Genomic DNA, 25,788 nt, shown 5'->3' on the forward strand with positions numbered 1-25,788 from the left:
TTCACACCTCGATTTCTTTTTGCATTGTAAAGGAATAAATAATCTTCTCTTTTACACATTTTCCTGTAAGCTGTTCCAATGCCCGCGCATAATAATCAAGCTGTGTATGATATTTTTCCCTCAATATCTCTTCTTTGAACACTCTGTCTGTCTTATAATCCAAAACAACCAATTCTCCATCTTCTTCAAACCAGACGTCGATGATTCCCTGAACGAGAACAGTTTCTTCCAGGCTTTCCCCTTTATAAAGTTCATCTGCATCTATTCCAAGAACAAAAGGCTGCTCTGCCCACAGTGTCCCCCGAACTGCCGCTCGATGCATTCTCTCTCCGACAGGTGTGTTTAAAAACCGTAAAATATCCTTCTCCCGAATCGAAGTACACATCTCCTCCGACAGCTTTCCGCTTCGTTTTTGCTCCTCGATCAGTTCCTTCAATGTCACTTCATCATACTTTTTCGAGAAATCAAGCAATTCCAGCAATCTATGATAAGCGCTTCCTCTTGATGCCCCGGTAAGCTCCTCCTCTTCCTGTAAAAATTTCGGAAGAAGGGGAACGACATCTGCCTCATCAAACACAAGTTCTCCGGCTTCTTCTTCCAAATAAGCACGTTTTTTCAGTTCTGATACCGTCATTTTTTGCTTCAGTTTTCGCTCACGCTCATATGGATATTGATACCCGAACTGTATTTCCAACTGTTCTTTCATCTGCTCATCATAGGTGCGAGTATCATCCCAGTTATGCAACAGCTCTTTCGTATACTGTCCGCTCAGCTCCTCTGCAACTTCCCCCGCGACAATCTCTCCGATTCCCATTTTGTATACCCGGATTGGCACATCACGATCATACAGCGGATTCATAAACGGCGCTCCTATATTGTACGTCTCTAAGATCGGTGCAAAGGAAGCATGACGGTAAAGTGCCGGAAGTACCCAGTCGAAATAGGAATTTGCTTTTGTCAGTCTGCTGAATGTAAGCTCCGTTTCCTCATGGCTGCGAAGCCCTTCATAACTTCTTATTTTCTGTTCCAAATTCGATATTGTCCCCGTCATAATGAGTTTTTCTTTCGCTCTTGTAAGTGCCACATATAAAACACGAAGTTCTTCGCCCGCATTTTCCATCAACACTTCTCTTTGAATCATCCGTTTCAACAATGTTGGTGCCTTCGTTCTTCTTTCTACATCCACCGCGTCAATTCCGACACCAAATTCAGGATGAATCACAATACTTCCTTTGATATCCTGTGTATTGAATCGCTTGCTCATGCCGGACACAAAGACAATCGGAAATTCTAAGCCCTTACTTTTGTGAATACTCATTAGCCTGACGGTGTCTGCCTGTTCATCCAAAACAGATGCCTCTCCATAGTCCACATCATATTTATGAAGCTGCTCGATATAGCGGATAAAATGGAATAATCCTTTGTAGCTGGTACTCTCAAAGCTCACTGCTTTCTCCACAAGCATCTCCAGATTCGCCTTTCTCTGTTCTCCGGAAGGTAAAGATGCCACATAATCTCCATATCCTGTCTCTTCTATGATGTCCCATAGCAATGCGTGAATAGCCGTATAAGGTACTTTTCTTCGGAATCTTTCGTACTTTCTCAACAAATCTGTGATCCGCTCTTTGAGATTTTCGTCACTTCCATTTTCCAAATAGAACAATGTCCGCTCATAGAATGTCTTTCCTTCCCCTTCACACTGTATATTCGCAAGCTCCTCACTCGTCAGCTTGCCAAAACAGGAGGTCAGCACTGCCGCAAACGGAATATCCTGTCTCGGATTGTCTAAAATCCGCAAATAGTCCAAAATTGTCCGAATTTCTCTCGTCTCAAAATACCCTTCCTTAGAACCGCTGTACGCCGGAATCCCCTCCCGGTTCAAAATATTCGTAAATACATCTGTCCATCCTTTCAGGCTTCGCGTTAAAATTACGATATCACTATATCTGGCAGTCCGGTATTCTCCCGTCTCCTTATCCAATACCATGTGATGACCGACAAGTTCTTTGATCCGTCTTGCCACAGCTCTCGCCTCCAGCTCCCGGTTCGTTTCCTCTATCTTTTGATCATCCTCATCCTCAAAATCCGTATCTATCAAAGTAACTTCTGTCTCATTTCCAGCCTGCTCTTCATAGGCTGCTCCGACATAGAGAGCAGCTTTGTCATCATATGCAATGCCTCCAAGCCCTTTTGTCATGACCTGTTCAAAAATAAAGTTCGTACTGTCAAGTACCTCTCTTCTGCTTCGGAAATTTTTGTGTAAATCAATTCTCTGCTTGTCGCTCTCCTCCAGACTATATGTGTTGAACTTTTCCATAAAAAGCTCTGGTCTTGACAGACGGAACCTATAGATACTCTGCTTAACATCCCCCACCATGAAAATATTATAGCTTCCTTTAGAGACTTTGGATACGCTCGTCAGAATCGCCTCCTGAATCAGATTACTGTCCTGATACTCATCGATCATAACTTCCGCAAATCTCTCCTGATACTCTTTGGCAGCCTTAGACGGCACTAGTTTCCCGCCCTCTTCCAATGTCAGAATCCGCAGAGCAAACTGTTCCATATCTCCGAAATCAATCATATTTTTCCCAGTTTTTTTCTCTGCAAAGGTATCAGCAAAATCATTTACAAGCTGTACAAGCACTTCCATATTCGATTTTGCCGAGAGCATATCCTGATACAACTCTTCGGGAGCGTCAAAAAAATACTGTTCTACAACCGAAGCCACCGTCTTCTTGACTTCCTCCCGGACACCTTTCACATAGGCAGCCAGTTCTTCCGAAACACTCTTGTCGCGGTTGGTTGCAAGCCTTGCCCATTTCACCTTAGAAATCAAGTTGGACATCTCCAAAAAGTCTTCTGCACTGTTAATTTTTTCTATATTCTGCAGGTCTGCTTCCAGAGTCTCCCGATACATATACGGCCCATCTTCGCAGTCACATACTTGCAGCCCTGATACAATAGTTTCTTTCAGATCTTTCATATAATATCTTGTATTGCGCATAATATGTTCTACAAACTCTGACTCTGCCATCGCCTGCAGACTGTCAAACTCGTACTGTTCCACACACTCTTGCAACCATTTCCCCGGATTCGGATAACTTCTTGAAAATTCATATAGCTGCAAAATAAGCTCCTCTAGTTTCTTATCGTCTCTTCCAGATGCAAAACACTCTACAAATTCCTGAAAGGTCTGACTCCCCTCTTCATAATATCTTTCTAAAAGCTCTTCCATCACGTCATGCTTAAGTAGTTTGAGTTCTCCTTCTTCGGCAATCCGAAATCCCGGATCCAGATCGATCGTATGGAAATAATCCCTTATGACAGAGAGACAGAAGCTGTGGATCGTCGTCACCTGTGCACTGTGAATCAATGTCGCCTGACGCTGCAGATGCACATTATCCGGATTCTCCTCCAGTGCTTTTTCAATTGCTGTACGTATACGTTCTTTCATTTCTGATGCTGCTGCCTCCGTATAGGTCACAATCAAAAGCTGATCTACATCTATCGGATTTTGATCTTTTGTAAGCCTCGTAATAATACGCTCTACAAGCACCGCAGTCTTTCCTGATCCGGCTGCTGCCGATACCAAAATATTTCGATCTCGCAGGTCAATAACTTGCTTTTGTTCCGGTGTAAATGTTACTCCCACTCTGACACCTCCTTTCTCATCTTCATAAGCGCCTCATCTTTTTTCAGTTTCTGCAGTCTCCGATATTCATATCCCGGAATTTTTTCTTCAAATCCGCAAATCGCCTTGTAAGGACAGTAACTACAGCCTGTCATCGTTCCAAGCTCATATGGGGACACCTCCGTCTCCCCTTCTAATATTCTTGTCCCAATCTGTTTCATCTGCTTCTTGGCATACTCTGAAATCAGCTCAAACTCTTCCTGTGTCGCTGTTTTGGATGCCTTTGACAGACTCCTGTCTTTATTTCGCCCGATCGGCACAACAAGTGAATTTCCGGATATCTCCCTATCCAAATGCCGCACCACTTCTTCCCTTGCATTCACCACGCCATCCAAACGCAGTTCTTTTAATATTTTCTTTTCCAGTTTTTCTTCATCTTTTTCCTTGTCCACGATTGGATCTTTCATCTGATAATAAAAAATCCCGGCAGGTATCACTGTTTTCCCGTGATTTTTTCTGCTCTCCAGTTCTAATGCCGTATTCAGATATAAAACGAGCTGCAACTGTAAGCCATAATACAATTCCCCCAGATCAAACGCTTTCGCCCCCGTCTTATAATCAATCACTTTGACATAGACATTGTCCTCATCCTCACAGATGTCAACCCTGTCAATCTTTCCACGCAGTCTCATTCGCCCATGTCCATCCAGCGCAATGTCCGATGTGGATAGTCCGGATGCTCCTCCGAAAGAAATCTCATACCCGCCCGGCATGAAATCGCCCTTCTCCAACTGTTTTGTCAGCGCCCAGACGGTGCGCCTCATCATACGTTTCAGACGTTTGATAATATATTCATTTCTCGCCGAGCTATAGAGGATTGTATTTCCATAATCCACAATACTTTCCTCCACACTTTCTTCAATCAGTTCTTCTCTTCTTACTTCCGGAAGCGTCGTCCATGTGTACCCCTCCGCCTCCAGTTTTTTTGCAAAATGTTCAATGGCACTATGGAAAATATTTCCCAGATCGATCGCCTGAAAAGTATATTCCTCACGTTCCCGCAAATTTAGCCCGTAAGATAAAAAATGAGCATAGGCACATGCCGAAAATTTTTCTAATCTGGTTACACTGTTCTCTAAAATAGTCCCATACAATCGTTGAGCTGTTCTTGTTGTAAGACCATCTTTTGGTTTTTCATAAAAACAAGCTTCCACTATCTGTTCTATTTTTTTTCGCCATTTTGGATTTTGTCTGTACCATGTATACAATTCCTGCCACTCAGTGCCCAATCCTTCGTGTTTTTTCTGTAACTTTTCAATCAGATATGCAAATCCGCTTTTCGGTGTCAATTCTTTTTTGTCTGGCTGACAATCTGCATCTTGAATTTCCATCTTTTTGTACATTCGCCGTAAATCCTGAATCAGGTATGCCGGGCGAAGTGTCTTTCCATCCGCAGAGACCTTACTATATGTCACATACAACTGTTCGGATGGTTTTGTCATCAGCAGATAGAGATAAAACTTCTGGATAAATGCTTTTTCTTTCGCTCCCGGAGCCAGTACCACTCCTCCTTTTTGGAACAGCTCCCTGTCATGCTCTGAGAGAATACCTCCCGCATTTTCTTTTCCTGGAATATACATGTCATTGGCTCCAAGCAAAAACACCGCCTTTATGTCCTTGATACGGGTTCTTTCAATATCCCCCGCCACAACCTGATCAAGACTTGGCGGGATCACACCAACCTTCGCCTCCTCAAGTCCTGCATCCAACAATTCACAATACTCTTTCAGCGCAATCTGTTCCTCTCCAAGCAACTCTACAAACTTATCAAATAATTCAATTACAATACGGTATACCTGTCCATATTCTTTTTCTAATGCAAGTTCTCCGTCATTTCCAAATCTAATTTCATATTCTTTTACCTTTTTTTGCAATTCTTCCTTCACAAGAAAGTCATACAGTGCTTTTGTGACTTCTGAGACCGTTTTGTTTCGTTTTGTTAATACCATTGTCACATCTTCCACTTGAATAAGGAAACGTTCTTTGATGTCATTAATACGTTCCAATTCCGTTTCCTCCATCCCTCTGGCTCTTCGAATCCATTTCTCCTGCCATTTTTTGTATCCACGGATTCCAAGTGCAATAACATAGTTCTCCACAATGTCAATCTCTTCGTCTGAAAACCCGGTCAGTCCCGTGCGCAGATAACGGAATACACTTTCATATGAAAAGTTCTGTTCCACCATCGCAAGAAGACTTCTGACGTATTCCACAAATGAATTCAACAAAATACTTCTTTTATGATCCATAAAGATCGGTATCTGATATTCTCCAAAAATCTTTTCAATCTGATTTCCATATGTGTTCAAGTCACTTGCAATGATTGCAATCTCCCGATAACGGTATCCTCTTGTCCGAGCCAGATTTCGAATCTTCTGCGCAGCAAAATCGACCTCTTCTTTCGGATTCTTCGCACAATAAACCTGAATACGATCCTGTTCCTTTTCATACTGCTCTTTTGAATAGCGGAACAGATGCGCCTCTAAAAATGCAAGCGCTGTATTCTCGCGGAATCGATAAATCGGTCTGTCATATAGATATATCGGCTCCTCTACATCTGTCTTTGTCTCTTTGGCAATTGTAATCAGGGAAGTCACCATCTGCTTGCTCAATGCAAACAGCTGGTATGGATGTTTATAAGAAAATGGATTCTCCTTTTGCTCCATTGTCACTGTAATCACAACCTTCTTGCAGACACCAAACAGTTCACGCAAAAGCTTATTTTGAACAGGCGTAAATCCAGTAAACCCATCCAGTACAACCACACTGTCTTTTAAAATCTTAGATTTCCCCACCACAGTACAAAGGACATCTAAAAGTTCTTCCCCTGTAATATATTTTTCTCTCAGATATTCTCGAAATCCATGGTAAATAGTCTTGATATCCTGCAATTTATAATAAAGATTAGAAGAGTCTTTCACCTCTTCTATCATCTGTTCCAACGTCTCTTCCTGTATATCATATTGTGTAAATTCCGATATAACCGACTTCACTTCCCCGATGTATCCGGTCTTTTTCAGATTACTTCCAAGTACGCGAAGCTCTGCCTCACAATCCCCCGCAATCTTTCTCAGCACAAAACTTTTCCCCACATCATCAAGAACTTTTCGCTGGTTTCCACCGGTCTCCTCAAAAATACGATGTGCAAGTCGTCCAAAACTCAGCACATCTACATTCATAATTCCTTTTCTCGGGCTTGCCATCACAAGATCTTTCTGTGTCTGCATGGTAAACTGTTCCGGCACAAGCACAATATAATTGGTCTCGGGATGCTCCAAAGATGCTTTTGTTACTTTTTCATATAAATAATGGGACTTTCCCGAACCGGGTGGTCCCATAATAAACTGTAATGCCATTCCTTCTATCCTTTCAGCTCTCTCAGATTTTGTTGGTAATACTGCTCTGCTTTTTCTCTGTCAATATTTCTCTCCTTTAGTATAAACAATCTGTTTTTAAGTTGCAATGCCTTTTACACTTGAATATTCGGGCAATATCAGCAAAGGACCATCCACCGCGGACAGTCCTCTTCTCTACATCATTCTCAATTTTTCACTCAATTCATTTCCAAGTATCATCTTTCCAATATAAAATACTTCACCTGTCACAAATATCTCCCAGTCCTCCTGAATCTCCACCTGCAACTCACCACCTGGCATGTGCACTGTCACACCCGGATTCGTAAGTCCAAGTTTATATGCAGCTGCCGCTGCAGCACATGCACTGCTGCCAGATGCAAGCGTATATCCCACGCCGCGCTCAAAGATTTCAATCCGAATATTTTCTTCATCAATCACCTGCATCACCTGTGTGTTGATCTTATTCGGAAAATATCTTGCAATCTCTGAATGATTTCCGATTTTGCACACGAGATGTTTCGACACTTCTTTCATCGGAATCACACAGTGTGGATTTCCGACAGACACACAAGTCGTCGGATACAGGTTTCTTCCGAACACCATGTCCTCATCGACCACTTCTCTTCGTTCCCCTGTCACAGGAATTTCGTCGCTCCAAAAAGATGCTTTTCCCACCGAAAGACGAATGCGGCTTCCATCTTCATTTAAGTAGAAAACCTCAATTTCTCCTCCCGGTGTCTGAAAATGAAAATTTCGTTTCTGTACATAACCGGCATCTTTTAAATATTTTGCAAAAATACGATCCCCATTTCCGCTCATTTCTGCCTTGCTTCCATCTGGATTCCAGATTCGAACACCCATCTGCTCTGTCTCAAAAACAGGACCTTCCAAAATCCCTTCCGCTCCTATACCATAATTGCGGTCACATAACAGTCTGACATTTTCTTCATTTAATTCCATTTCATTTTTATTTGGGTCAAATACAAGGTAATCATTTCCAAGTCCATGATATTTTTCTAATACAACGTTCATACATTCACCCTCCACGGCATTTTTACTACTTCTATCTTAACAGGCATTATATGTCACAAATACACAAATAATGCTTTCTATATTGCAAATAATGCTATATAATACTCTCATAGCAGGAGGGTTTGATATGGAACACTATGAAAAAAAAGGATATTTAAGCAGTGATTTCCGGTTGTTTCATCTGACAGACAGGAGTATTCCAAATATTAAATATCATTACCATGAATTTGATAAGATCACTATTTTAATCAAGGGAAATGTGCATTATACCATCGAGGGACGAACCTATCAGCTCGAACCTTACGATATGGTTCTTGTCCGCCATAATGAGATTCACCGCCCGGTCGTCGACACAACCACGCCATATGAGCGGATTATTATTTACATCTCTCCCACTTTTATTGAAAACTACCGTACACAGGACTACGACTTGGGATATTGTTTTCAAAAAGCAGCAAAAAAGGAATCCAGTGTGCTTCGGATTCCCACTCGTCAAAAAAGTATTTTGTTTCAGACAATCCAAAGATTGGAAGAATCCTTTTCCTCTGATGGCTATGCCAACGAACTCTACAGGCAAGTTCTTTTTTTAGAATTTATGATTCATCTCAATCGCGCGGCGCACGCAAGACAGCTTTTCTTTTTGGATACCGCCGTCTACAACGAAAAAATAGCGGACATTCTGCACTATATCAATGCCAATTTGTCCGCCCATCTTTCAATTGATGACCTCGCCTCAAGATTCTATCTAAGCAAATACTATATGATGCGCCTGTTCAAATCCGAGACCGGATACAGCCTCGGAAATTATATTACACAAAAACGACTTCTTTTTGCCAAAGACTTGATCCTACAGGGGTCTCCGGTTCTAGAAGCCTGTTTTGACTGTGGTTTTCAAGATTATTCTACTTTTTCCCGTGCTTATCGGAAGTGTTTTCATGAATCGCCACGTCAGACTTTAACTTCAGAATCATCACCGGTATCGGCGGATGATTGGGGCGATTGTAATAGGAACTCAGAATAACAAGATAATATTTTGTATCCAGGCATTTCAGAAATGACAGGATTGCATCCCGTTCCTCAAATCCGCTGTCCCCTCCGCTGTAAATGCAAAGACTCATCATGCCTCCCACCTTCAGCAGTCGCAGTCCCTGTCTGATTGCCTCTATACTTGTATCTGCTTTAGTCGCAAGCTGATGGTCACCGCCCGGAAGGTATCCGAAATTAAATACGATGCAGTCTACCGTTTCTTCCTTTGCATACTTCTGCATCTTCGCATGACTTTCCAGAAAAACATCTGCACGTTTTTCCATCTGATGTTCCAAAATCCGCTTTTTCGTATTTTCCACCGCTTCTTTTTGAATGTCGAATGCCAACACCCGTCCACACTCTCCTACAAGTTCACACAAAAAGAGCGTATCATTTCCGTTTCCGGCTGTCGCATCAATACAGAGATCTCCTTCTTTCACATGATTCTCCATAAAATGATGGCACCACTCTGTAATCTGATATCTTTTCATTTCTCTCACAGTTTCACTTTCTCATAGATTTCAATCGGAATGTACCCTTTTGCAAAAATACCTTCTTCCCGGTACTCTTCTTCTAACAGTTCCCCGTATTTTCGAATCAATTGTATCTTTCCCGCATCAGCATACGGATAAAGCTGCTCAATTAAAATTTTCTGTTCCCGCAAAACTTCTTCGATTACATTTTGCAGATTCTCTAATCCCTCACCAGTCTTTGCCGAAATATTCACAACATGATCTGCTTTAAAATCACGTAAAATAACCTCACCATCTACTTTATCCTGTTTATTAAACGCCGTGATAACCGGTTTATTCTTAACTTCCAGATTCATCAGTGTCTCATAGACAATATACATCTGCTCATCCATCTGCGGATTAGATGCATCCACCACATGCAGGATGATGTCTGCATATTTTGCTTCCTCCAACGTACTTTTGAAGGCTTCAATCAGATGGTGCGGCAGTTTTCGGATAAATCCAACTGTATCCGTCAGCAATACCTCTTGTTTACTTGGGAGTTTTAAGTTCCGGGTTGTCGGATCCAGCGTCGCAAACAGCTTATCTTCTTCCAGCACATCCGCCCCCGTCAGTGTATTCAAAAGTGTAGATTTCCCGGCATTTGTGTAACCGACAATCGCAATGACCGGAACTTGGTTTCTGCTTCTTTGCTCTCTTGTCACCTCACGGTGCCGCTTGACATCTTTCAATTCTCGGTTCAACTGGGCAATCCGCCCCTTGATCAGACGCCTATCCATCTCAAGCTTTTTCTCTCCCGGACCTCTTGTCCCGATTCCGCCGCCAAGTCTTGACAATGATTTTCCAAGTCCCACAAGACGCGACTGTCTGTATTTCAACTGCGCAAGTTCTACTTGAATTTTCCCCTCATTGGTCGACGCCCTGTTTGCAAAAATATCCAAAATAATGAGGGTTCGATCCATAATCTTTGTATTCAACGCATCTTCCATGTTTCCAAGCTGAATCGGCGATAATTCATCATCACAGATGATGCCCGTCGCCTCTGTCTCCCACAACAGGTCTTTTATCTCGTCCAACTTTCCTTTTCCGACATAGGTCACCGGGTGGATCTGTGACAGATTTTGAACAACACGCCCGACCGTCACTGCCCCTGCAGTTGACGCCAGTTCTTCCAGTTCATCCAGCGATTTCTCCGTATCATCATGATCATCCGTGCTGACTCCGACCAAAATGACCTTTTCCTTCACCTGTTTCAGTTCTATCATTTCCGCCATAAAGCCCTCCTATCTGGTCTCCAAAAATTCTGCTTCTTTTTCTGCCTTCGAGTCTCCAGGATACTGCTCGTTATACTCGCTCACTTTCTCTTTTGCATTGTCCCAGTCCCCCAACTTTTCATATGATACAACCGTGTTAAACAGCATCTCCTGTTTCATTGTATCAGAGCAATCCTCCATAGACATACCTTTTTCAAAGGCAGATACCGCTTCCTCATAATTTTCGATTTTCATATTACTGATACCGATAAAATTATATAACGTTGCCGTTTCTTCTGCCCCATTGTCCAATGCCTCCCCGAACGCATCAATTGCTTTTTCGAATTCTTCCATCTCAAAATATGCAATTCCCATTCCGCGGTATGCCTCATCTAAGTTCTTTTCTTCATCGATCTCCTTCTGAAAAGACTTGCTCGCCTCCTCATATTGCTTTTCTTCCAACTGAGAAACGCCTTCTTCCAAATAATTTGTTCCCATACAGCCTGTCAATAAAACTCCCGTCATGACAAGCATTGCTATTTTCCTTTTTTTCATCTCTGCTCCTTTTCTATTATGCCGGATTTTTAGATGCCCATGCAGCATTCACAATCGCAAGCACAATCACACATACTTCCCAAATGATCGCCCCCTTGATTGTTATCATTCCGCACAGCGCCAATCCCAATACGATTATTTTAATAAGAACCGCATAAACCGTGTTCTGCCTGATGACCTTCAACGTCTCCTTTGCAATACGGACTGCATCTACCAGCGCCAACGGTTCATCATCCATCAGGACAATATCCGCCGCTTCGATCGCTGCATCTGAGCCAAGCGCTCCCATAGCAATCCCTACGTCGGCTCTCGTGAGCACCGGCGCATCATTGATACCGTCTCCAACTGCTGCAAGACATTCCGTGTCGTCCTGCATATTCAAAAATTCTTCCAATCGCTCCACCTTATCCTGCGGAAGCTGATTTGCATAATAATAGTCTAATTCCAATTCCTCAGCCACTTCTTTTCCAGTAAACTGGGTATCTCCCGTCACCATCACAGCGACTGCCTGACAATGCTTTTTCAAATACATAATCATCTCTTTTGCATCTTTTTTTATCATATCTGAAACGACGATATAACCTGCATATTTCCCGTCAACCGCAATGTAAATTACGCTTCCTGACTTGTGTATTTCCTGAAACCGGATGCCTCTTTCTTCCATCAGTCTTGCATTTCCAACATACACTTTCTTTCCCTCGTAAATTGCTGTCAATCCATATCCCGGAATCTCTTCCATCTCAGTCATACGGGTCTTTTCAAGTTCTTTCCCATAAGCATTTTTCAAGGAAACAGCAATCGGATGATTCGAGTAGCTTTCCACATATGTTGCAATCTCCAATAATTCCTCCTCTGTAAGCCACTGTGCATGTACCTCCTGCACTTCAAAAACACCTTCCGTCAACGTTCCCGTCTTATCGAACAGAAAGGTGTTCACCTTCGCCAAAATTTCCAGATACACGCCTCCTTTTACGATTACACCTTTTTTAGCAGCGGAAAGAATCCCGCCTAAAAATGCTGTGGATACAGACATCCCAATCGCACATGGGCAGGCTGCCGCCAAAAATACAACAACTCTCTTCATTCCAGTCACATACTCATATGTCTTATCAAACAGACTTGGCAAAACAACAAGCATCGCTGCCGACGCTAATATCAAGCCTACATAAATCTGAATGTATCTTTGTACTTTGTGCTCACTTTCTGCCTTTTTCGTATCTACATTTTCTACGATATTCAAGATTCTTGACACCGTAGAATCATCATATGTATGAAGCACTTTGACTTCTATGGCGCCTGTCAGATTCAGACTTCCACTATATACAATTCCGCCCGGCTCTTCCTCACGCGGAATTGCCTCTCCCGTAATCATCTGTGTATCAAGCGAAGTTGTCCCCGAAACGACTATCCCATCTACCGGAACTCGTTCGCCCGGTCTGATCAAGATTCTGTCGTCCTTTTCAAGCTCTGACGGCTCTACCTGTATTTCTTCCCCATCTACCAGTTTATTTGCAAGGATTGCATGTACATCGATGAGTTCTCTGATTCTTCGTTTGGAGCGATCTATTGTGATCATCTCGATCAGATGTCCAACCTGAAAAATCAAGATCACCGCCACTGCCTCCACATAATATCCAACGGCAAACGCACAAATTGTAGTGATTACAAGCAGTACATTCCCATCCAGAAAAAATTTCTCCAAAAAATGTTCCGCAATCTTCTGAAACACACTGTACCCAGCCAGTAGGTACGCTGCAAAAAAACAGCCAAACGCAATGTCCGACGGCAAATGATAACTTCTGCTCAGCCAGACACTTCCCAAATACAACAAAAGTCCGCACACTGTCATGTACACATTATTACGTATTCTTTCCTTCATAACCTGCCCTCATCAAACAGCCTCTACTCTATTATATGCTCCATTCCCTGATTCAAGATGCTCTGTATATGCCCGTCTGCCAGCGAGTAAAATACCGTCTTTCCTTCTCTTCTATTCTTTACTAACTTCATCTGTTTTAATATTCTCAGTTGATGTGACACTGCAGATTGAGTCATTCCCACAACTTCTGCCAAATCACACACACACAACTCTGCCTGAAACAACACACATAAAATTTTTATTCTCGTCATATCTCCAAATACTTTGAAGAAATCTGACAATTCTCGTATCGTTTCTTCTTTCGGCATTCCGTCTTCAATCTGGTGTACCAGACTGTCATGCAAATGCGTTGTCCCACAACATTCTATTTCCGATTTTTCCATATCTTACTCCTTTCATATGACTCGACATTCATAGAACAATTATGAATGATGTACTCTGTTTGGTCAATACTTTCCTGCAAAATAAGTACGACTGTTCCCCTGACTCACCGCAGGACAACAGCCGCACTTCTTTTATTTCTTATATAAAATTCGGATGGAATTTAATACACAGAGCATCGCAACTCCTGTATCGGCAAACACTGCCAGCCACATATTTGCAAATCCCATAAGTCCAAGTATCATTACCAGAGCTTTCACAATCAGTGCAAACACAACATTTTGCATGGCAATCGCTCCGGTCGCTTTTGCAATTGCAACAGATTGCGGAATCGCTTCCATCGAAGATGTCATAAACACTACATCTGCCGCTTCAATCGCAGCATCCGCTCCACTTCCCATCGCGGCTCCGACATCTGCTCCAGCCAGCACCGGCGCATCATTGATTCCATCTCCAACAAACATAACAGCTCCGTTCTTTTGACGTATCTCCTTTAATTTTTCTACCTTATCCTCCGGCAAAAGCTGTGCGTACACTTCTTCTACACCTGCCTTTTTGGCTATGGCATCTGCACTTGTTTTGGCATCTCCTGTAAGCATTGCTGTTCGAAGTCCGTATTTTTTCATCTTTCTGATTGCACTAACGGAATCTTCTTTCAAAGTGTCCGCAATGACAAGATATCCTGCCAGCTCTCCATTTATCGCGACAAATACTTCGGTTCCATAAACGTCGCTCTCCATCATTTGCACATTCACATGATGCATTTCTAAAAGGGCTCTGTTTCCGCATAGCACCTCGCCGAGTTTCATTTGCGCACGGATTCCCTTTCCTGATATTTCTTCCACTTTTGATGGGCGTTCCAATTCTACAAAACGTTTTTTTGCTTCCTCCACAATACTGTTCCCAATCGGATGCGTGGATGTACTCTCACATCCTGCTGCAACTGCTAAGAGTTCTTCTTCCTTCCATGCCCCCAATGAAATACACTTCTGCACTTCAAAATTTCCTTTTGTAATAGTCCCTGTCTTATCCATGACAACTGCCTTGACCTCTTTTAACGCCTCCAAAGCAATTCCGCCTTTAAAAAGAATTCCCTTTTTAGATCCCGCGCCAATTCCGGAGAAAAATGCAAGCGGCACACTCAATACGAGCGCACATGGACAGCTTATAACGAGAAATGTGATTGCTGTATAAATCCAAAATTTCCAATCTCCCGTAATCAGTGAAGGGATAATTGCAGTTCCCAATGCCAGGATTACTACAAATGGTGTGTAGACCCTTGCAAATCTTGTAATAAATCGGTCTATCTTCGGCTTGCTTGCCGCCGCATTTTCGACAGACTGCAGAATCCGTGTAACCATAGAGTCGCCAAGTGTCTTTTCTACCCGAACCTTTAACATTCCGGAAGTATTGACACACCCTGAGATTACCCGGTCACCTTCGCCTGCTTTTACAGGAACCGGTTCACCTGTCACCGGCGCTGTATCGATGCGGCTCTCACCGCTTAAAATCACTCCGTCAAGCGGAATTCGATCTCCAACTCTCACAAGGAGCACGTCTCCGATCTGCGCTTCCTCTGCCGGAATCACTTCCACCTCATCTCCATGCAGAAGATTTACAACCTCCGGTCTCATGTCAACCGCATCCATAATCTGTCCACGGCTCTTTTCCACTGCAATATCTTCAAACAACTCTCCACACCGGTAAAACAGCATCACACCTACCGCCTCAGCAAAATCTCCAATTGCAAATGCCGCCAGCGTCGCAATACTCATCAGAAAGTTTTCATCAAACACGTGCCCCTTCTTCAGATTCTTCGCTGCCTGTAATACAATTTTCCCACCAAGAATCAGATAGGCTATAACAAATCCAATTGATGTCACTGTCGGATAAGAATCCTCAAATATCATCCCTGCTGCAAACAATACTGCACCTGCAAGAATACCTATTATCGCTTTTTGGTTCTCCTCCTGTTTTTCTTTGTGTACTTTTGACTCTTTTTGTTTTACCACTACCTCAGACTCTATCGATGCACAAATTTCCTGTAGTACCGGAAGAAGATCCTCTTGATGATTCGATGCAACTTTTAACTGCTTTGTCGCAAATGTGATCACCGCATCTTCCACTTCCGGCAATTCCTTAATCTTTCTCTCCATCTTCGCCGCACAGTTTGCACAACCAAGATTTTCTAAGATATATACTTTTTGCTTCGCATCCGATTGAACATGCGAATGACTTTCTTTATCACCACTCCCATGTTCATGGTCATGTCCGCATCCGTAGGCTTCGTGTTCATGGTCGTGACCACATCCACAGGCTTCATGGTTATGATGATGTTGCTCTTTATGTTCTTCATGATTCTGTTTCATCTTTCTACCTCCTCATATGAGTGATTGTTCATATGTTCATATAACCATATTTTATGTGAAATGTCAAGATATCAATTAAAAAAAGTTGAAACATACGCCTTCCATTCGCATATCTCAACTTTTATTCTATGTTACATCTCTTTTCTCTACAATTCATCAATCTGCCAGTCGATCGGTTCCACTCCATTCGCCTCAAGGAATTGATTCGTCTTACTGAATGGTCTGCTTCCAAAAAAACCACGGTAAGAAGACAGTGGACTTGGATGTGGAGCTTCCAATATCAGATGCTTTGGGTTATTCAACATCGCTTTTTTCATCTGAGCCGGTCTTCCCCATAAAATAAACACAATCGGTCGATCCTGTGTATTCAACACACGGATTGCCGCATCTGTAAACTCTTCCCAGCCGATTCCTCTGTGGGAATTTGCCTGATGCGCCCGCACAGTCAAAACAGTATTGAGCATTAACACTCCCTGTTTCGCCCATTTCACAAGGTATCCGTGGTCAGGAATCGTGCACCCCAAATCATCATGCAGTTCTTTGTAAATATTTACAAGCGATGGTGGTATCTCCACCTCCGGCTTTACCGAAAAGCAAAGTCCATGCGCCTGATTATTTCCATGATACGGATCCTGTCCTAAGATAACCACTTTCACATCTTTTAAAGGTGTCAGATGAAATGCGTTAAATATGTCATTTGCCGGTGGAAATATTAATCTCGTCCGATACTCTTCGTTCACCTTCTCAAACAGCTGCTTATAATAGTCTTTTTTGAATTCATCCTTTAATGCTTCCAGCCAATCTCCGTTGATTGCCGCCATCTTTTCTTCCTCCTTACATTCTGACTGAAACGCCTTTCTCTCGCAAGTATTGTTTGACTTCTTTAATCTCTAATTCTTTAAAATGGAATAGAGATGCTGCAAGCGCCGCATCTGCCTTTCCTTCCGTCAACGCCTCATAAAAATGTTCCAGCGTTCCTGCACCGCCTGATGCGATGACCGGAATCGATACTGCTTCCGCAATCGCTCTTGTCAACTCCAGGTCATACCCTGCCTTTGTTCCATCTCCATCCATACTCGTTAAAAGAATCTCTCCCGCTCCGAGCGCACCCACTTTTTTTGCCCACTCAACCGCGTCGATACCGACATCGACTCTTCCACCATTTTTATAGATGTTCCATCCGGTTCCATCCGCTCTTTTCTTCGCATCAATTGCGACAACCACACACTGACTGCCGAATTTTTCTGCCGCTTCCCGTATCAACTCTGGACGATTGATCGCAGATGAATTGATTGAAATCTTATCCGCTCCTTCCCGCAAAAGTACTTTAAAATCTTCTACCGTCCGGATTCCTCCGCCAACTGTAAAAGGAATAAATACATTGGCGGCCACTTTCCGCACCATATCGACAACAGTTTCTCTCTCATCTGACGATGCTGTGATATCCAAAAATACAATCTCATCTGCTCCTGCTGCATCATATGCCTTCGCAATCTCAACCGGGTCACCGGCATCTATCAAATCTACAAAATTAACTCCTTTCACCACGCGCCCATTGTGCACATCCAAACAAGGGATTATTCTTTTCGTAAACATCTCTCTTCCTCCTAGCTAAGCTCTACAAAATTTTTCAAAATCCGAAGTCCCACATCACTGCTTTTTTCCGGATGAAACTGGCATGCAAACACATTATCCATTCCCACAGATGCATGGATGTGTGCGCCGTATTCTGTCGTCGCCTTCACAATTTGTTCCTCCTTGGCTTTCAGGTAATAAGAATGCACGAAATATACATATGCGTCCTCTTCAATTCCCCGAAAGAGTCTTCCGTCATTCTGAAGATGCAAAGAGTTCCATCCCATATGCGGAATCTTAAACCCTTCTTGATCCGGAATTCTGCAAACCTCTCCTTTTAAAATTCCAAGTCCTTTCACGCCTTCCGACTCGTCGCTTTTTTCAAACAAAAGCTGCAGCCCAAGACAAATCCCCAAAAAGGGAATCCTTTTTTCCACCACTTGATGAATAACCTCCACCAGACCATACTCGTTCAGATTCTTCATCGCATCTCCAAATGCCCCGACTCCAGGCAGAATCACTTTATCCGCAGCTAAAATCTGCTCTTTCTCGCGTGTGATCACAACATCCTGTCCCAACTTTTGTAATGCTTTTTCTACGCTTTTTATATTCCCCGCATCATAATCAATAATCGCTATCATATCACTTGTGCCCTCCTCTATTTTGCAGATAATTCAAACCAGAATTCCACTCCGTTTTCATAGTTGTTCACTCCATACTCATGATGGAACGATTCCATAATCGCCTTAACAATAGAAAGTCCGATTCCATTACCACCATATTCTCTTGTGTGCGCTTTATCCACTTTGTAGAATTTATCCCAAATGTGCCCGATATCCTCCTTTGGAATCTGTTTTCCGGTATTGAACACCGAAACTCTCGTCGTATCCGGCTCTTCTCCTTTTGAAATGCGAATGTCAATCAGCATCTGCCCCTCTACATGATTCAATGCATTACTCACATAGTTTCGAATAACCTGCTCTGCCTTGAACTCATCCGCCCAGACATACGCAGGTTCATTCTGCGTAAAATGCACTGTGGCATTCTTCTGCTGTATCAGTATCTCACAGCTTTGCACTACTCCGCGAATCAGTTCCGCGATGTCAAAACGCTCAAAAGACACTTCCTCTTCTCCAAATTCCAACTGGTTCAATGTCAGCAGATTTTTCACCATACGGTTCATCTTTCCTGCTTCGTCCATAATCACGTCACAATAAAACGCCCGACTCTCCGGATCATCCGAGATTCCCTCTTTCAGTCCTTCCGCATACCCCTGTATCAAAGCAATCGGTGTCTTTAATTCGTGAGATACATTTCCAAGGAACTCATTTCGCATATTTTCCATCTTTTCTTTTTTCTCAATATCTTTTTGCAATTCATAATTGGCTTTTTTCAGCATCGAAATGGTCTGCTCCAGTTTCTCTGACATCGCATTAAAGTTCTCTCCAAGAACTCCAATCTCATTATCTCCGCCGCTTGTATATTTCGCATCAAAATCCAAATCCGCCATTCTCTTCGACAAAACTGCCAGTTCCATGATCGGATCTGCAATCCTTTTAGAAAAATACCATACCAAGACGGTGCTGATCAGTACAACTACAACCACAATGTAAGATAAAAATTTATTCGAGAGCGCCACACTTTCCCGAATACTCTCCAGCGGACTTCTTAAAATAAATGTACTTCCATCTTCCAGATATCCCCACATCTCGATATATTCGTACCCACTTTGCACATCTTTTGCACTGTGAATCTGATAGGTATCGCTCTCCTTTAAAAGCGTCCCGTTCTCCTGATTCCGCCCTAGCATATAACCAATCAGCTGCATGACCAGTTCATCACTTTTCTGTTCATTCTGCGCAATCGAAAGACGGACTTTCTCTTTTCCTGAAACAACAGCAAGCGTAATATTACCAATCTCAACCATCTCGCTCAATTCTTCTACCGTGCTGTCAGATGTCAATTTCCCTTTCTCAGAAGCTGTTTTTAACTTTTCATATACCTCTGTCAGACTCGCCTGTTTATTCAGGATATAATACTGTCCGAGAAATTTTGCATTCACTCCAAGTGAAATCAAAAGAATTGCCACTACCAGCCCGATAAATATGACTGAAATCTGACGTTTAATTGATCCTCGCATTATTCCACCTCAAACTTATATCCCATTCCCCATATCGTCTTAATATAATTTCCTTTTTCTCCCAGCTTGCTTCTCAGTTTTTTCACATGGGTATCAATTGTCCTCGCATCGCCAAAATAATCATAATCCCACACATTGTTCAGTATCTTTTCTCTGGACAATGCCATCTTCTGATTTTCCACAAAATATGTTAAAAGTTCAAACTCTTTCACACTCAGATCAATCGGTACATCATCAATCTTTACAAGATGTGCTGCTTTATCAATCACAATGACCCCGGCATCAATCAAATCTTCAGAAGCCGCTGCTCTTCCTCTTTTTAAGATTGCATTCACTCGCGCAACCAAAATCTTCGGACTGAACGGTTTTGAAATATATTCATCCACTCCAAGTTCAAATCCCTGCAGCTCGTCCCGTTCTTCCCCGCGTGCTGTCAGCATGATAATCGGAACCTGAGACAGCGCACGCACCTCTCTGCACACTTGCCATCCATCCATTCTAGGCATCATCACATCAAGAATAATCAAAGCGATATCCTTATTCTCATAAAAAATATCCATCGCTTCCATCCCATCAGCAGCTTCTATAATAATATGTCCCTCTCTCTCTAAAAAATCTTTTACCAGTTTTCTCATTCTGCTCTCATCATCTACAACCAATATTTTCAATTTTTCCATATATCTTCACCTCGTTTAATATTCTCTTTTTATCATACCAAAGATTTATGTCAACTTTGTGAAACAATAAATGGCAGTCAGAAAACTCCTTTTTTTAGTTTTTCCAACTGCCATCTGCCCTTTACTATATTTTATACCCTCGGTAGGAATACAGAGAACATCGTTCCCTTTCCAACAATCGAGGACACTTTAATGTATCCACATTGTTCTCGTATAATATGTCTCGCAAGATAGAGACCAATTCCAAGACCTTCCTGCTCTTTTGCCTCTTTTGTGCGATAAAATTTCTTAAAAATCGCCTCTGTCTCTGTATAATCAATTCCCATTCCATTGTCCGTAATATCTACTCTCGCATACATATCATACTGCATCACACTTACTTTGACCATGGAATTCGGTTTTGAATACTTAATTGCATTTTCCAAAATATTCGAAAGCGCCACGAGCGTCCACGGATAATCAAACACCGCCTGAATCTTCTTTTTCTTATATTGAATTGCAATTCCTTTTTTCTCTGCCAATGGAAGCAATTCCTGACTCACTTCACATAAAAGATTCCCAAGATTCTGTGATTTCGGCTCAATAGAATTCAATCCACTCTCCAGCACAGAAATTCTCACAACTGCCTCCAACATCATATTCAAGCGTTCCCCCTGTGCACTGATGCGCTCTGCAATCTTTCTGCTGTCATCTGAGAGATCTTTCTGCTCAACCAGCATATCAGAATACATCTTCACATCTGCAAGTGGTGCCTGCGTCTGAAAAGCAACTTCTGCAATCAATGACTTGATCCTGTCTTTTTTTTCTTTTGCACGTCTGTTTCTCACAATACATATTTTCAGATACTGATTCATCTTAACTTCCAGATCCGAAAACACAGAGCCATCCGGCCTTTTTGATTTCAATGTTCCTTTTGTTGCATCATCAATCATCGTTGTCAGATTCTCGATGAGATTCTTCATACTTCTTCTCTGTAAAAATACGACCAACACACAGATGACAACTACAATCTGAGCAATTACAATAGCAATAATACTTATCTTATCCATTTATCCTGATACCCCTTTTTTGCATTTTCCCCTGTAAAAAATTATAGCACTACTTGTAAACATATGCAAATAAAACCTCAGCATATGCTGAGGTTTTGAAATGGACCTGAGGGGAATCGAACCCCTGTCCGAAAGCCCTTCCATCGAGGCATCTCCCATCACAGTCATTATTTTGACATTCCCTCCATCAGCCGCCTAATGACAGGCTTCTGATCTCAGTAGCTTCATAAATTCTTCCATCCCCTCAAAGCTTTGGAAACGAAGTGCCTCACCTCGTTGAAGCCGGTGACTTAAGCAGTGAGCGACTTAAGGCCGACTGCTGCCACTAGGCAGCGTACGCTAAATTTTCGTCTGCGTTTAATTTTAAAGTACGGATTGTTATGCGGGCCCGCCCCGCAGATGGCTTCCCAAACTTCTGAACCCCCGTCGAAACCAGTACAAGCCCTAATTCAGCATTGTCGTGGTTCGCAAACGTAGTATTCATTATATGCCACCTTTTTTACCTTGTCAAGGCTGGATACAATAATCCTTCCTATCTCACCCCAAATTTATAAACCGTAGTCGTGTCATACGCCTCACCTGCACGACAGATTGGGCTTACAAAGTTCTCATGATTCACTGCATCCGGGAAATACTGTGTCTCAAAACAGACTGCGTGGTGTTTTTGATAGATTGCGCCCTCTTTTCCACACTCATCCTCTACAAAATTGGCTGTATACATCTGCACTCCAGGAAGGTCTGTATACACTTCCATCTCAATCCCCGTTTTATCAGAATAAAGTGTTGCAACCTTTCCAACTCCGTCACGTGGCTTTAACACCCAGTTATGGTCATATCCATTTCCGAAATTCAATGCCTCATAATCTTCTTCAATATCTCTTCCAATCGTCTTTGGCACACGAAAATCCATTGGTGTCCCGTCTACGGAAACGATCTCTCCGGTTGGAATCGACGTTGCATCCGCTCTCGTGTAAGCATCCGCATCAATCCATACTTCTTGATCTAACACCGAACCGGATTTATGTCCGGACAGATTAAAGTAACTATGATTTGTCATATTGATGATCGTATCTTTTGTCGGCACTCCATGATACTGAATTTTTATTTCATTGTCATCTGTCAACGTATAAGTCACTTCAATGCCCAATTCACCCGGATAATTCTGATCGCCATCCGGACTGTGCAATGCGAATGTAATGCTGTTCTCCGTCTGTTCTTTCACTTTCCACACACGGAAACTATAAAAATCCAACCCGCTGTGAAGATTGTTTTCACCGTCATTTTTATCCAGATTATATTTTTTCCCATTCAGCACAAATGATGCACCACCGATGCGGTTCGCGCTCCGGCCCACCGTAGCTCCAAAAAAAGTAGCTCCTTCTTCATATTGCTCTGCCGTGTCATATCCAAGTACCACATCACAGAGACTGCCATCCCTGTCCGGCACAAGGACCGCATGGAGCGTTGCCCCCAGATCAGTCACCCCGATCATCATGCCGTTCTTGTTCGTAAATGTATATAATAAAGCAGCATCACCTTTGCTGTTCGCTCCAAATGCTCTCTGTTCCATTCTGTTCTCATCCTCTCCAAATGCCTACAGTGTCTCTATGAACCGTTTGAATGCAATTCTTCCCTCTTCTGTACATTTATAGACACCTGCATCTTCCAAAACATTGGTAAATACAATTCCAACTTCTTTTTCCAAAATTTCCATTACATTTTCCTTTGTAAATCCGTCATATTTTCCTCGGAATGTCTCTACCCAGTCTGCATGTTTTTCAATCTTTTCATTCTCTCTGATATTTTTGCCTTCCACAAGATAATCTGCAAGGATTTCCATCTCTTCTTTCAGACGAGACGGAAGCACTGCAAGTCCCATTACCTCGATCAGACCAATGTTCTCTTTTTTGATATTATGCCACTGTGCATGTGGATGATATACTCCAAGCGGATGCTCTTCTGTTGTAATATTGTTGCGGAGCGCAAGATCCAGCTCATATGTATCCCCAACTTTTCTTGCGATTGGAGTGATCGTGTTGTGTGGCTCTCCATCTGTGTTCGCAAATACAAACGCCGCTTCGTCTGTGTATCCTCGCCATGCATCTAAAATGTGTGCTCCGAGTTCAATTAAACGCGACTCATCTGTACTTCTCAATCTCAATACAGACAATGGCCATTTTACAATTCCAACTTCTACATCTTCAAAGTTTTTGATTGTAAATGTCTCTTCCATCGGCGCTTTTGCCATTGCAAATGTATAATTTCCTCCCTGGAAATGGTCATGACTCAAGATAGAGCCTCCTACAATCGGAAGGTCTGCGTTTGATCCCAGAAAATAATGTGGGAACAATTTTACAAAATCAAATAATTTTACAAATGTCTGTTTTTCAATTTTCATCGGCGTATGCTCACCATTAAATACGATACAGTGTTCATTATAATATACATATGGCGAATACTGGAATCCCCATGCGCTGTCATTCACTGTGATCGGGATAATACGGTGGTTTTCTCTCGCCGGATGGTTCACACGACCTGCATATCCTTCATTCTCCACACAGAGCTGACATTTTGGATAACTACTTGCCTTTGCATTCTTCGCAGCCGCAATCGCCTTTGGATCTTTCTCCGGTTTTGATAAGTTGATTGTGATATCAATCTCACCATAAGCGCTGTCCACTTTCCATTTGCGGTCTTTTTTCACTCGGTAGCGACGGATATAATCGCTGTCCTGACTCAATTTGTAGAAATAGTCTGTCGCCTCTTTTGGAGAAACCTCATATCTTTTTGCAAACTCAGCCTGTACCTGTGCCGGGCGTGGTGTCAGACAGTTCATAATCTTTGTGTCAAACAGGTCTCTGTACACAATGCTGTCTTCAATAATTCCCCTTTTACATGCCTCATCAAGTAACCCTGCCAGAACTGTTTCAAGTTCAATTGTCTCATCATGAATATCCGTATCTTCATAGTTTTCTTCGTGAAAAAGATCCAACAACAGATTCGTTGTATAAATACGTTCGCACTCCGGCGTCAATCCTGTGTCAATTCCATACTGTACTAATTTTTTAATATTTTCAAATAACATTTTTTTCTCTCCTGCTTATTTTAAAATTTTTGCTCCATCTCCGATGTCTACTACATAAAATTCCGCTTTGTGTCCCACTCTCTCCTCATACTGTGCTCCGACAGTCTCGATGAAATGATCCACTGCATCATTTTTCACAATACTTACTGTACATCCGCCGAATCCGCCTCCTGTGATACGTGATCCGATTACGCCCTCGATTGACCATGCGAGATCCACCAAAATATCAATCTCTTCACAAGATACCTCATAATCATCTCGAAGCGATACATGAGATGCATTCATCAGCTTTCCAAATGTCTCAATATCATCTGCTTTGAGCGCTTCTACCGCCTTGATCGTTCTTCGGTTCTCATACACCGCATGCTTTGCTCTTTTCTGTCTGATCTCAGACTGGATTGCATCTTTATGCGCCTCAAATTCCTCCTCTGTCAGATCACCAAGCGTCTGGATACCCAACACTTTCTGCAGTTCTCTTAAGGCAGTCTCACATTCATTTCTTCTGTCATTGTATGCAGAGTCCACAAGGCTGTGTTTTACTTTACTGTTTACAATTACAATTTTTGCATCTTCAAGCACAACCGGTGCATATTCATACTGCAGCGTATTGGTATCCAGGAAAATAGCATTGTCTTTCTTTCCCATCGCGCTTGCAAACTGATCCATAATTCCACAGTTGCAGCCATTAAAGTTATTTTCTGAATACTGCCCAATCTGCGCGATCTCAACCATCGTCAAGTCGTCAAATGCAAACATATCCTTCAAAAGCACTCCTGTCAGAACTTCCAACGATGCAGATGAAGAAAGCCCTGAGCCGTTCGGAATATTTCCGTAAATCAGAATATCAAGTCCGTTTGTAAGCTTATATCCACGTTTTTCAAATGTCCACATAACTCCCTTCGGATAATTCGTCCATCCTGCTGCCTCTGACGGAACCAGATCATTCAGGCTTGACTCGATCACACCGAGAGATTCAAAATTTGCAGAGTACAGTCTCAGCCTGTCATCTTCTCTCTTTCTTGCAATCGCATATGTACCTAATGTCAACGCGCATGGAAACACATGCCCTCCGTTGTAGTCTGTGTGTTCCCCGATCAGATTCACACGCCCCGGTGCAAAATACGCCCGGATATCCCCTTCTGGTCCAAATAATTGTTTGAATTGTTCTACCAGTCTCGCTTTCATTCTTCTTCTCCTTTTTTATTTTAATATTTTTGTTTTAAAACACCTTATTTGTTATTTAT

The 25,788-nt window shown here is 42.4% G+C and carries 19 protein-coding genes and 1 other RNA gene; 1 reads left to right on the plus strand and 19 read right to left on the minus strand.

Annotated features, from left to right (window positions below; genetic code table 11):
* Window position 1: 1 nt before the first annotated feature.
* From addA to dapF, 3 genes are all read right to left on the minus strand, one after another.
* The gene (addA, locus tag BQ5364_RS13430) at window positions 2-3,655 is read right to left on the minus strand and encodes a helicase-exonuclease AddAB subunit AddA (RefSeq protein ID WP_071144455.1); all 3,654 of its coding nucleotides are present in this window, start codon (window positions 3,653-3,655) and stop codon (window positions 2-4) included.
* A complete protein-coding gene (gene addB / locus BQ5364_RS13435; RefSeq protein ID WP_071144456.1) occupies window positions 3,646-7,050 on the minus strand; it encodes a helicase-exonuclease AddAB subunit AddB in 3,405 nt (1,134 codons plus the stop codon). Before addB ends, addA begins: the two co-directional genes overlap by 10 nt.
* Before the next feature lie 174 nt (window positions 7,051-7,224).
* Window positions 7,225-8,082: a diaminopimelate epimerase gene (gene dapF / locus BQ5364_RS13440; protein WP_004614835.1), complete on the minus strand. Its 858-nt coding sequence runs from the start codon at window positions 8,080-8,082 to the stop codon at window positions 7,225-7,227.
* A 127-nt stretch (window positions 8,083-8,209) separates the two neighbouring features.
* Between dapF and BQ5364_RS17510 the strand changes: the two genes are divergently transcribed.
* Window positions 8,210-9,103: an AraC family transcriptional regulator gene (locus BQ5364_RS17510; protein WP_117787691.1), complete on the plus strand. Its 894-nt coding sequence runs from the start codon at window positions 8,210-8,212 to the stop codon at window positions 9,101-9,103.
* Here the strand turns inward: BQ5364_RS17510 and BQ5364_RS13445 are convergent.
* The 16 genes from BQ5364_RS13445 to BQ5364_RS13520 form a co-directional block, all read right to left on the minus strand.
* On the minus strand, window positions 8,985-9,599 hold the full coding sequence (locus BQ5364_RS13445) for a tRNA 5-(aminomethyl)-2-thiouridylate-methyltransferase MnmM (RefSeq protein ID WP_022251118.1): 615 nt from the start codon (window positions 9,597-9,599) through the stop codon (window positions 8,985-8,987). The two genes, BQ5364_RS17510 and BQ5364_RS13445, sit on opposite strands and share 119 nt — an antisense overlap.
* Window positions 9,600-9,604: 5 nt before the next feature.
* Window positions 9,605-10,855, minus strand: a complete 1,251-nt coding sequence (hflX, locus tag BQ5364_RS13450; RefSeq protein WP_004614838.1) for a GTPase HflX — start codon at window positions 10,853-10,855, stop codon at window positions 9,605-9,607.
* Window positions 10,856-10,864: 9 nt separating this feature from the next.
* Entirely contained in the window at window positions 10,865-11,389 is a 525-nt protein-coding gene (locus tag BQ5364_RS13455; RefSeq protein WP_071144457.1) for a tetratricopeptide repeat protein, read from the minus strand.
* 16 nt (window positions 11,390-11,405) lie between these two features.
* A complete protein-coding gene (locus tag BQ5364_RS13460; RefSeq protein ID WP_071144458.1) occupies window positions 11,406-13,268 on the minus strand; it encodes a heavy metal translocating P-type ATPase in 1,863 nt (620 codons plus the stop codon).
* A gap of 23 nt (window positions 13,269-13,291) precedes the next feature.
* Window positions 13,292-13,651 (minus strand): ArsR/SmtB family transcription factor, encoded by a 360-nt coding sequence (locus BQ5364_RS13465; protein WP_004614841.1) that lies wholly within the window; start codon window positions 13,649-13,651, stop codon window positions 13,292-13,294.
* A gap of 132 nt (window positions 13,652-13,783) precedes the next feature.
* Complete coding sequence (locus BQ5364_RS13470) at window positions 13,784-16,018, minus strand: heavy metal translocating P-type ATPase (RefSeq protein WP_071144459.1); 2,235 nt, start codon at window positions 16,016-16,018, stop codon at window positions 13,784-13,786.
* A 146-nt stretch (window positions 16,019-16,164) separates the two neighbouring features.
* Window positions 16,165-16,839, minus strand: a complete 675-nt coding sequence (locus tag BQ5364_RS13475) for a uracil-DNA glycosylase (RefSeq protein WP_004614844.1) — start codon at window positions 16,837-16,839, stop codon at window positions 16,165-16,167.
* A gap of 13 nt (window positions 16,840-16,852) precedes the next feature.
* Window positions 16,853-17,614: an imidazole glycerol phosphate synthase subunit HisF gene (hisF, locus tag BQ5364_RS13480; protein ID WP_004614845.1), complete on the minus strand. Its 762-nt coding sequence runs from the start codon at window positions 17,612-17,614 to the stop codon at window positions 16,853-16,855.
* A gap of 11 nt (window positions 17,615-17,625) precedes the next feature.
* On the minus strand, window positions 17,626-18,234 hold the full coding sequence (hisH, locus tag BQ5364_RS13485; protein WP_071144460.1) for an imidazole glycerol phosphate synthase subunit HisH: 609 nt from the start codon (window positions 18,232-18,234) through the stop codon (window positions 17,626-17,628).
* A 17-nt stretch (window positions 18,235-18,251) separates the two neighbouring features.
* Window positions 18,252-19,733, minus strand: a complete 1,482-nt coding sequence (locus tag BQ5364_RS13490; RefSeq protein ID WP_004614847.1) for a sensor histidine kinase — start codon at window positions 19,731-19,733, stop codon at window positions 18,252-18,254.
* Window positions 19,733-20,410, minus strand: coding sequence for a response regulator transcription factor (locus tag BQ5364_RS13495; RefSeq protein WP_004614848.1), 678 nt, complete (start codon window positions 20,408-20,410; stop codon window positions 19,733-19,735). Before BQ5364_RS13495 ends, BQ5364_RS13490 begins: the two co-directional genes overlap by 1 nt.
* A gap of 131 nt (window positions 20,411-20,541) precedes the next feature.
* Complete coding sequence (locus BQ5364_RS13500; protein WP_022251124.1) at window positions 20,542-21,459, minus strand: sensor histidine kinase; 918 nt, start codon at window positions 21,457-21,459, stop codon at window positions 20,542-20,544.
* A gap of 98 nt (window positions 21,460-21,557) precedes the next feature.
* Window positions 21,558-21,904: a transfer-messenger RNA gene (gene ssrA, locus BQ5364_RS13505) on the minus strand.
* Window positions 21,905-21,991: 87 nt separating this feature from the next.
* Window positions 21,992-23,029, minus strand: coding sequence for an aldose epimerase family protein (locus BQ5364_RS13510; RefSeq protein ID WP_004614852.1), 1,038 nt, complete (start codon window positions 23,027-23,029; stop codon window positions 21,992-21,994).
* A gap of 24 nt (window positions 23,030-23,053) precedes the next feature.
* Complete coding sequence (galT, locus tag BQ5364_RS13515) at window positions 23,054-24,544, minus strand: UDP-glucose--hexose-1-phosphate uridylyltransferase (protein ID WP_004614853.1); 1,491 nt, start codon at window positions 24,542-24,544, stop codon at window positions 23,054-23,056.
* A gap of 15 nt (window positions 24,545-24,559) precedes the next feature.
* On the minus strand, window positions 24,560-25,729 hold the full coding sequence (locus BQ5364_RS13520) for a galactokinase (RefSeq protein ID WP_004614854.1): 1,170 nt from the start codon (window positions 25,727-25,729) through the stop codon (window positions 24,560-24,562).
* Window positions 25,730-25,788 lie beyond the last annotated feature (59 nt).

The sequence above is a fragment of the Coprococcus phoceensis genome, assembly GCF_900104635.1.
Taxonomy (GTDB): domain Bacteria; phylum Bacillota; class Clostridia; order Lachnospirales; family Lachnospiraceae; genus Faecalimonas; species Faecalimonas phoceensis.

What these genes read in the sequence shown, in the direction of transcription:
- BQ5364_RS13470 (WP_071144459.1), bottom strand. Translation starts at nt 16,018, where the DNA reads ATGAAACAGAATCATGAAGAACATAAAGAGCAACATCATCATAACCAT.
- BQ5364_RS17510 (WP_117787691.1), top strand. Translation starts at nt 8,210, where the DNA reads ATGGAACACTATGAAAAAAAAGGATATTTAAGCAGTGATTTCCGGTTG.
- BQ5364_RS13520 (WP_004614854.1), bottom strand. Translation starts at nt 25,729, where the DNA reads ATGAAAGCGAGACTGGTAGAACAATTCAAACAATTATTTGGACCAGAA.
- hisF (WP_004614845.1), bottom strand. Translation starts at nt 17,614, where the DNA reads ATGTTTACGAAAAGAATAATCCCTTGTTTGGATGTGCACAATGGGCGC.
- BQ5364_RS13510 (WP_004614852.1), bottom strand. Translation starts at nt 23,029, where the DNA reads ATGGAACAGAGAGCATTTGGAGCGAACAGCAAAGGTGATGCTGCTTTA.
- BQ5364_RS13455 (WP_071144457.1), bottom strand. Translation starts at nt 11,389, where the DNA reads ATGAAAAAAAGGAAAATAGCAATGCTTGTCATGACGGGAGTTTTATTG.
- dapF (WP_004614835.1), bottom strand. Translation starts at nt 8,082, where the DNA reads ATGAACGTTGTATTAGAAAAATATCATGGACTTGGAAATGATTACCTT.
- galT (WP_004614853.1), bottom strand. Translation starts at nt 24,544, where the DNA reads ATGTTATTTGAAAATATTAAAAAATTAGTACAGTATGGAATTGACACA.
- BQ5364_RS13465 (WP_004614841.1), bottom strand. Translation starts at nt 13,651, where the DNA reads ATGGAAAAATCGGAAATAGAATGTTGTGGGACAACGCATTTGCATGAC.
- BQ5364_RS13495 (WP_004614848.1), bottom strand. Translation starts at nt 20,410, where the DNA reads ATGGAAAAATTGAAAATATTGGTTGTAGATGATGAGAGCAGAATGAGA.
- BQ5364_RS13460 (WP_071144458.1), bottom strand. Translation starts at nt 13,268, where the DNA reads ATGAAGGAAAGAATACGTAATAATGTGTACATGACAGTGTGCGGACTT.
- hflX (WP_004614838.1), bottom strand. Translation starts at nt 10,855, where the DNA reads ATGGCGGAAATGATAGAACTGAAACAGGTGAAGGAAAAGGTCATTTTG.
- BQ5364_RS13475 (WP_004614844.1), bottom strand. Translation starts at nt 16,839, where the DNA reads ATGGCGGCAATCAACGGAGATTGGCTGGAAGCATTAAAGGATGAATTC.
- BQ5364_RS13490 (WP_004614847.1), bottom strand. Translation starts at nt 19,733, where the DNA reads ATGCGAGGATCAATTAAACGTCAGATTTCAGTCATATTTATCGGGCTG.
- addB (WP_071144456.1), bottom strand. Translation starts at nt 7,050, where the DNA reads ATGGCATTACAGTTTATTATGGGACCACCCGGTTCGGGAAAGTCCCAT.
- hisH (WP_071144460.1), bottom strand. Translation starts at nt 18,234, where the DNA reads ATGATAGCGATTATTGATTATGATGCGGGGAATATAAAAAGCGTAGAA.
- BQ5364_RS13500 (WP_022251124.1), bottom strand. Translation starts at nt 21,459, where the DNA reads ATGGATAAGATAAGTATTATTGCTATTGTAATTGCTCAGATTGTAGTT.
- BQ5364_RS13445 (WP_022251118.1), bottom strand. Translation starts at nt 9,599, where the DNA reads ATGAAAAGATATCAGATTACAGAGTGGTGCCATCATTTTATGGAGAAT.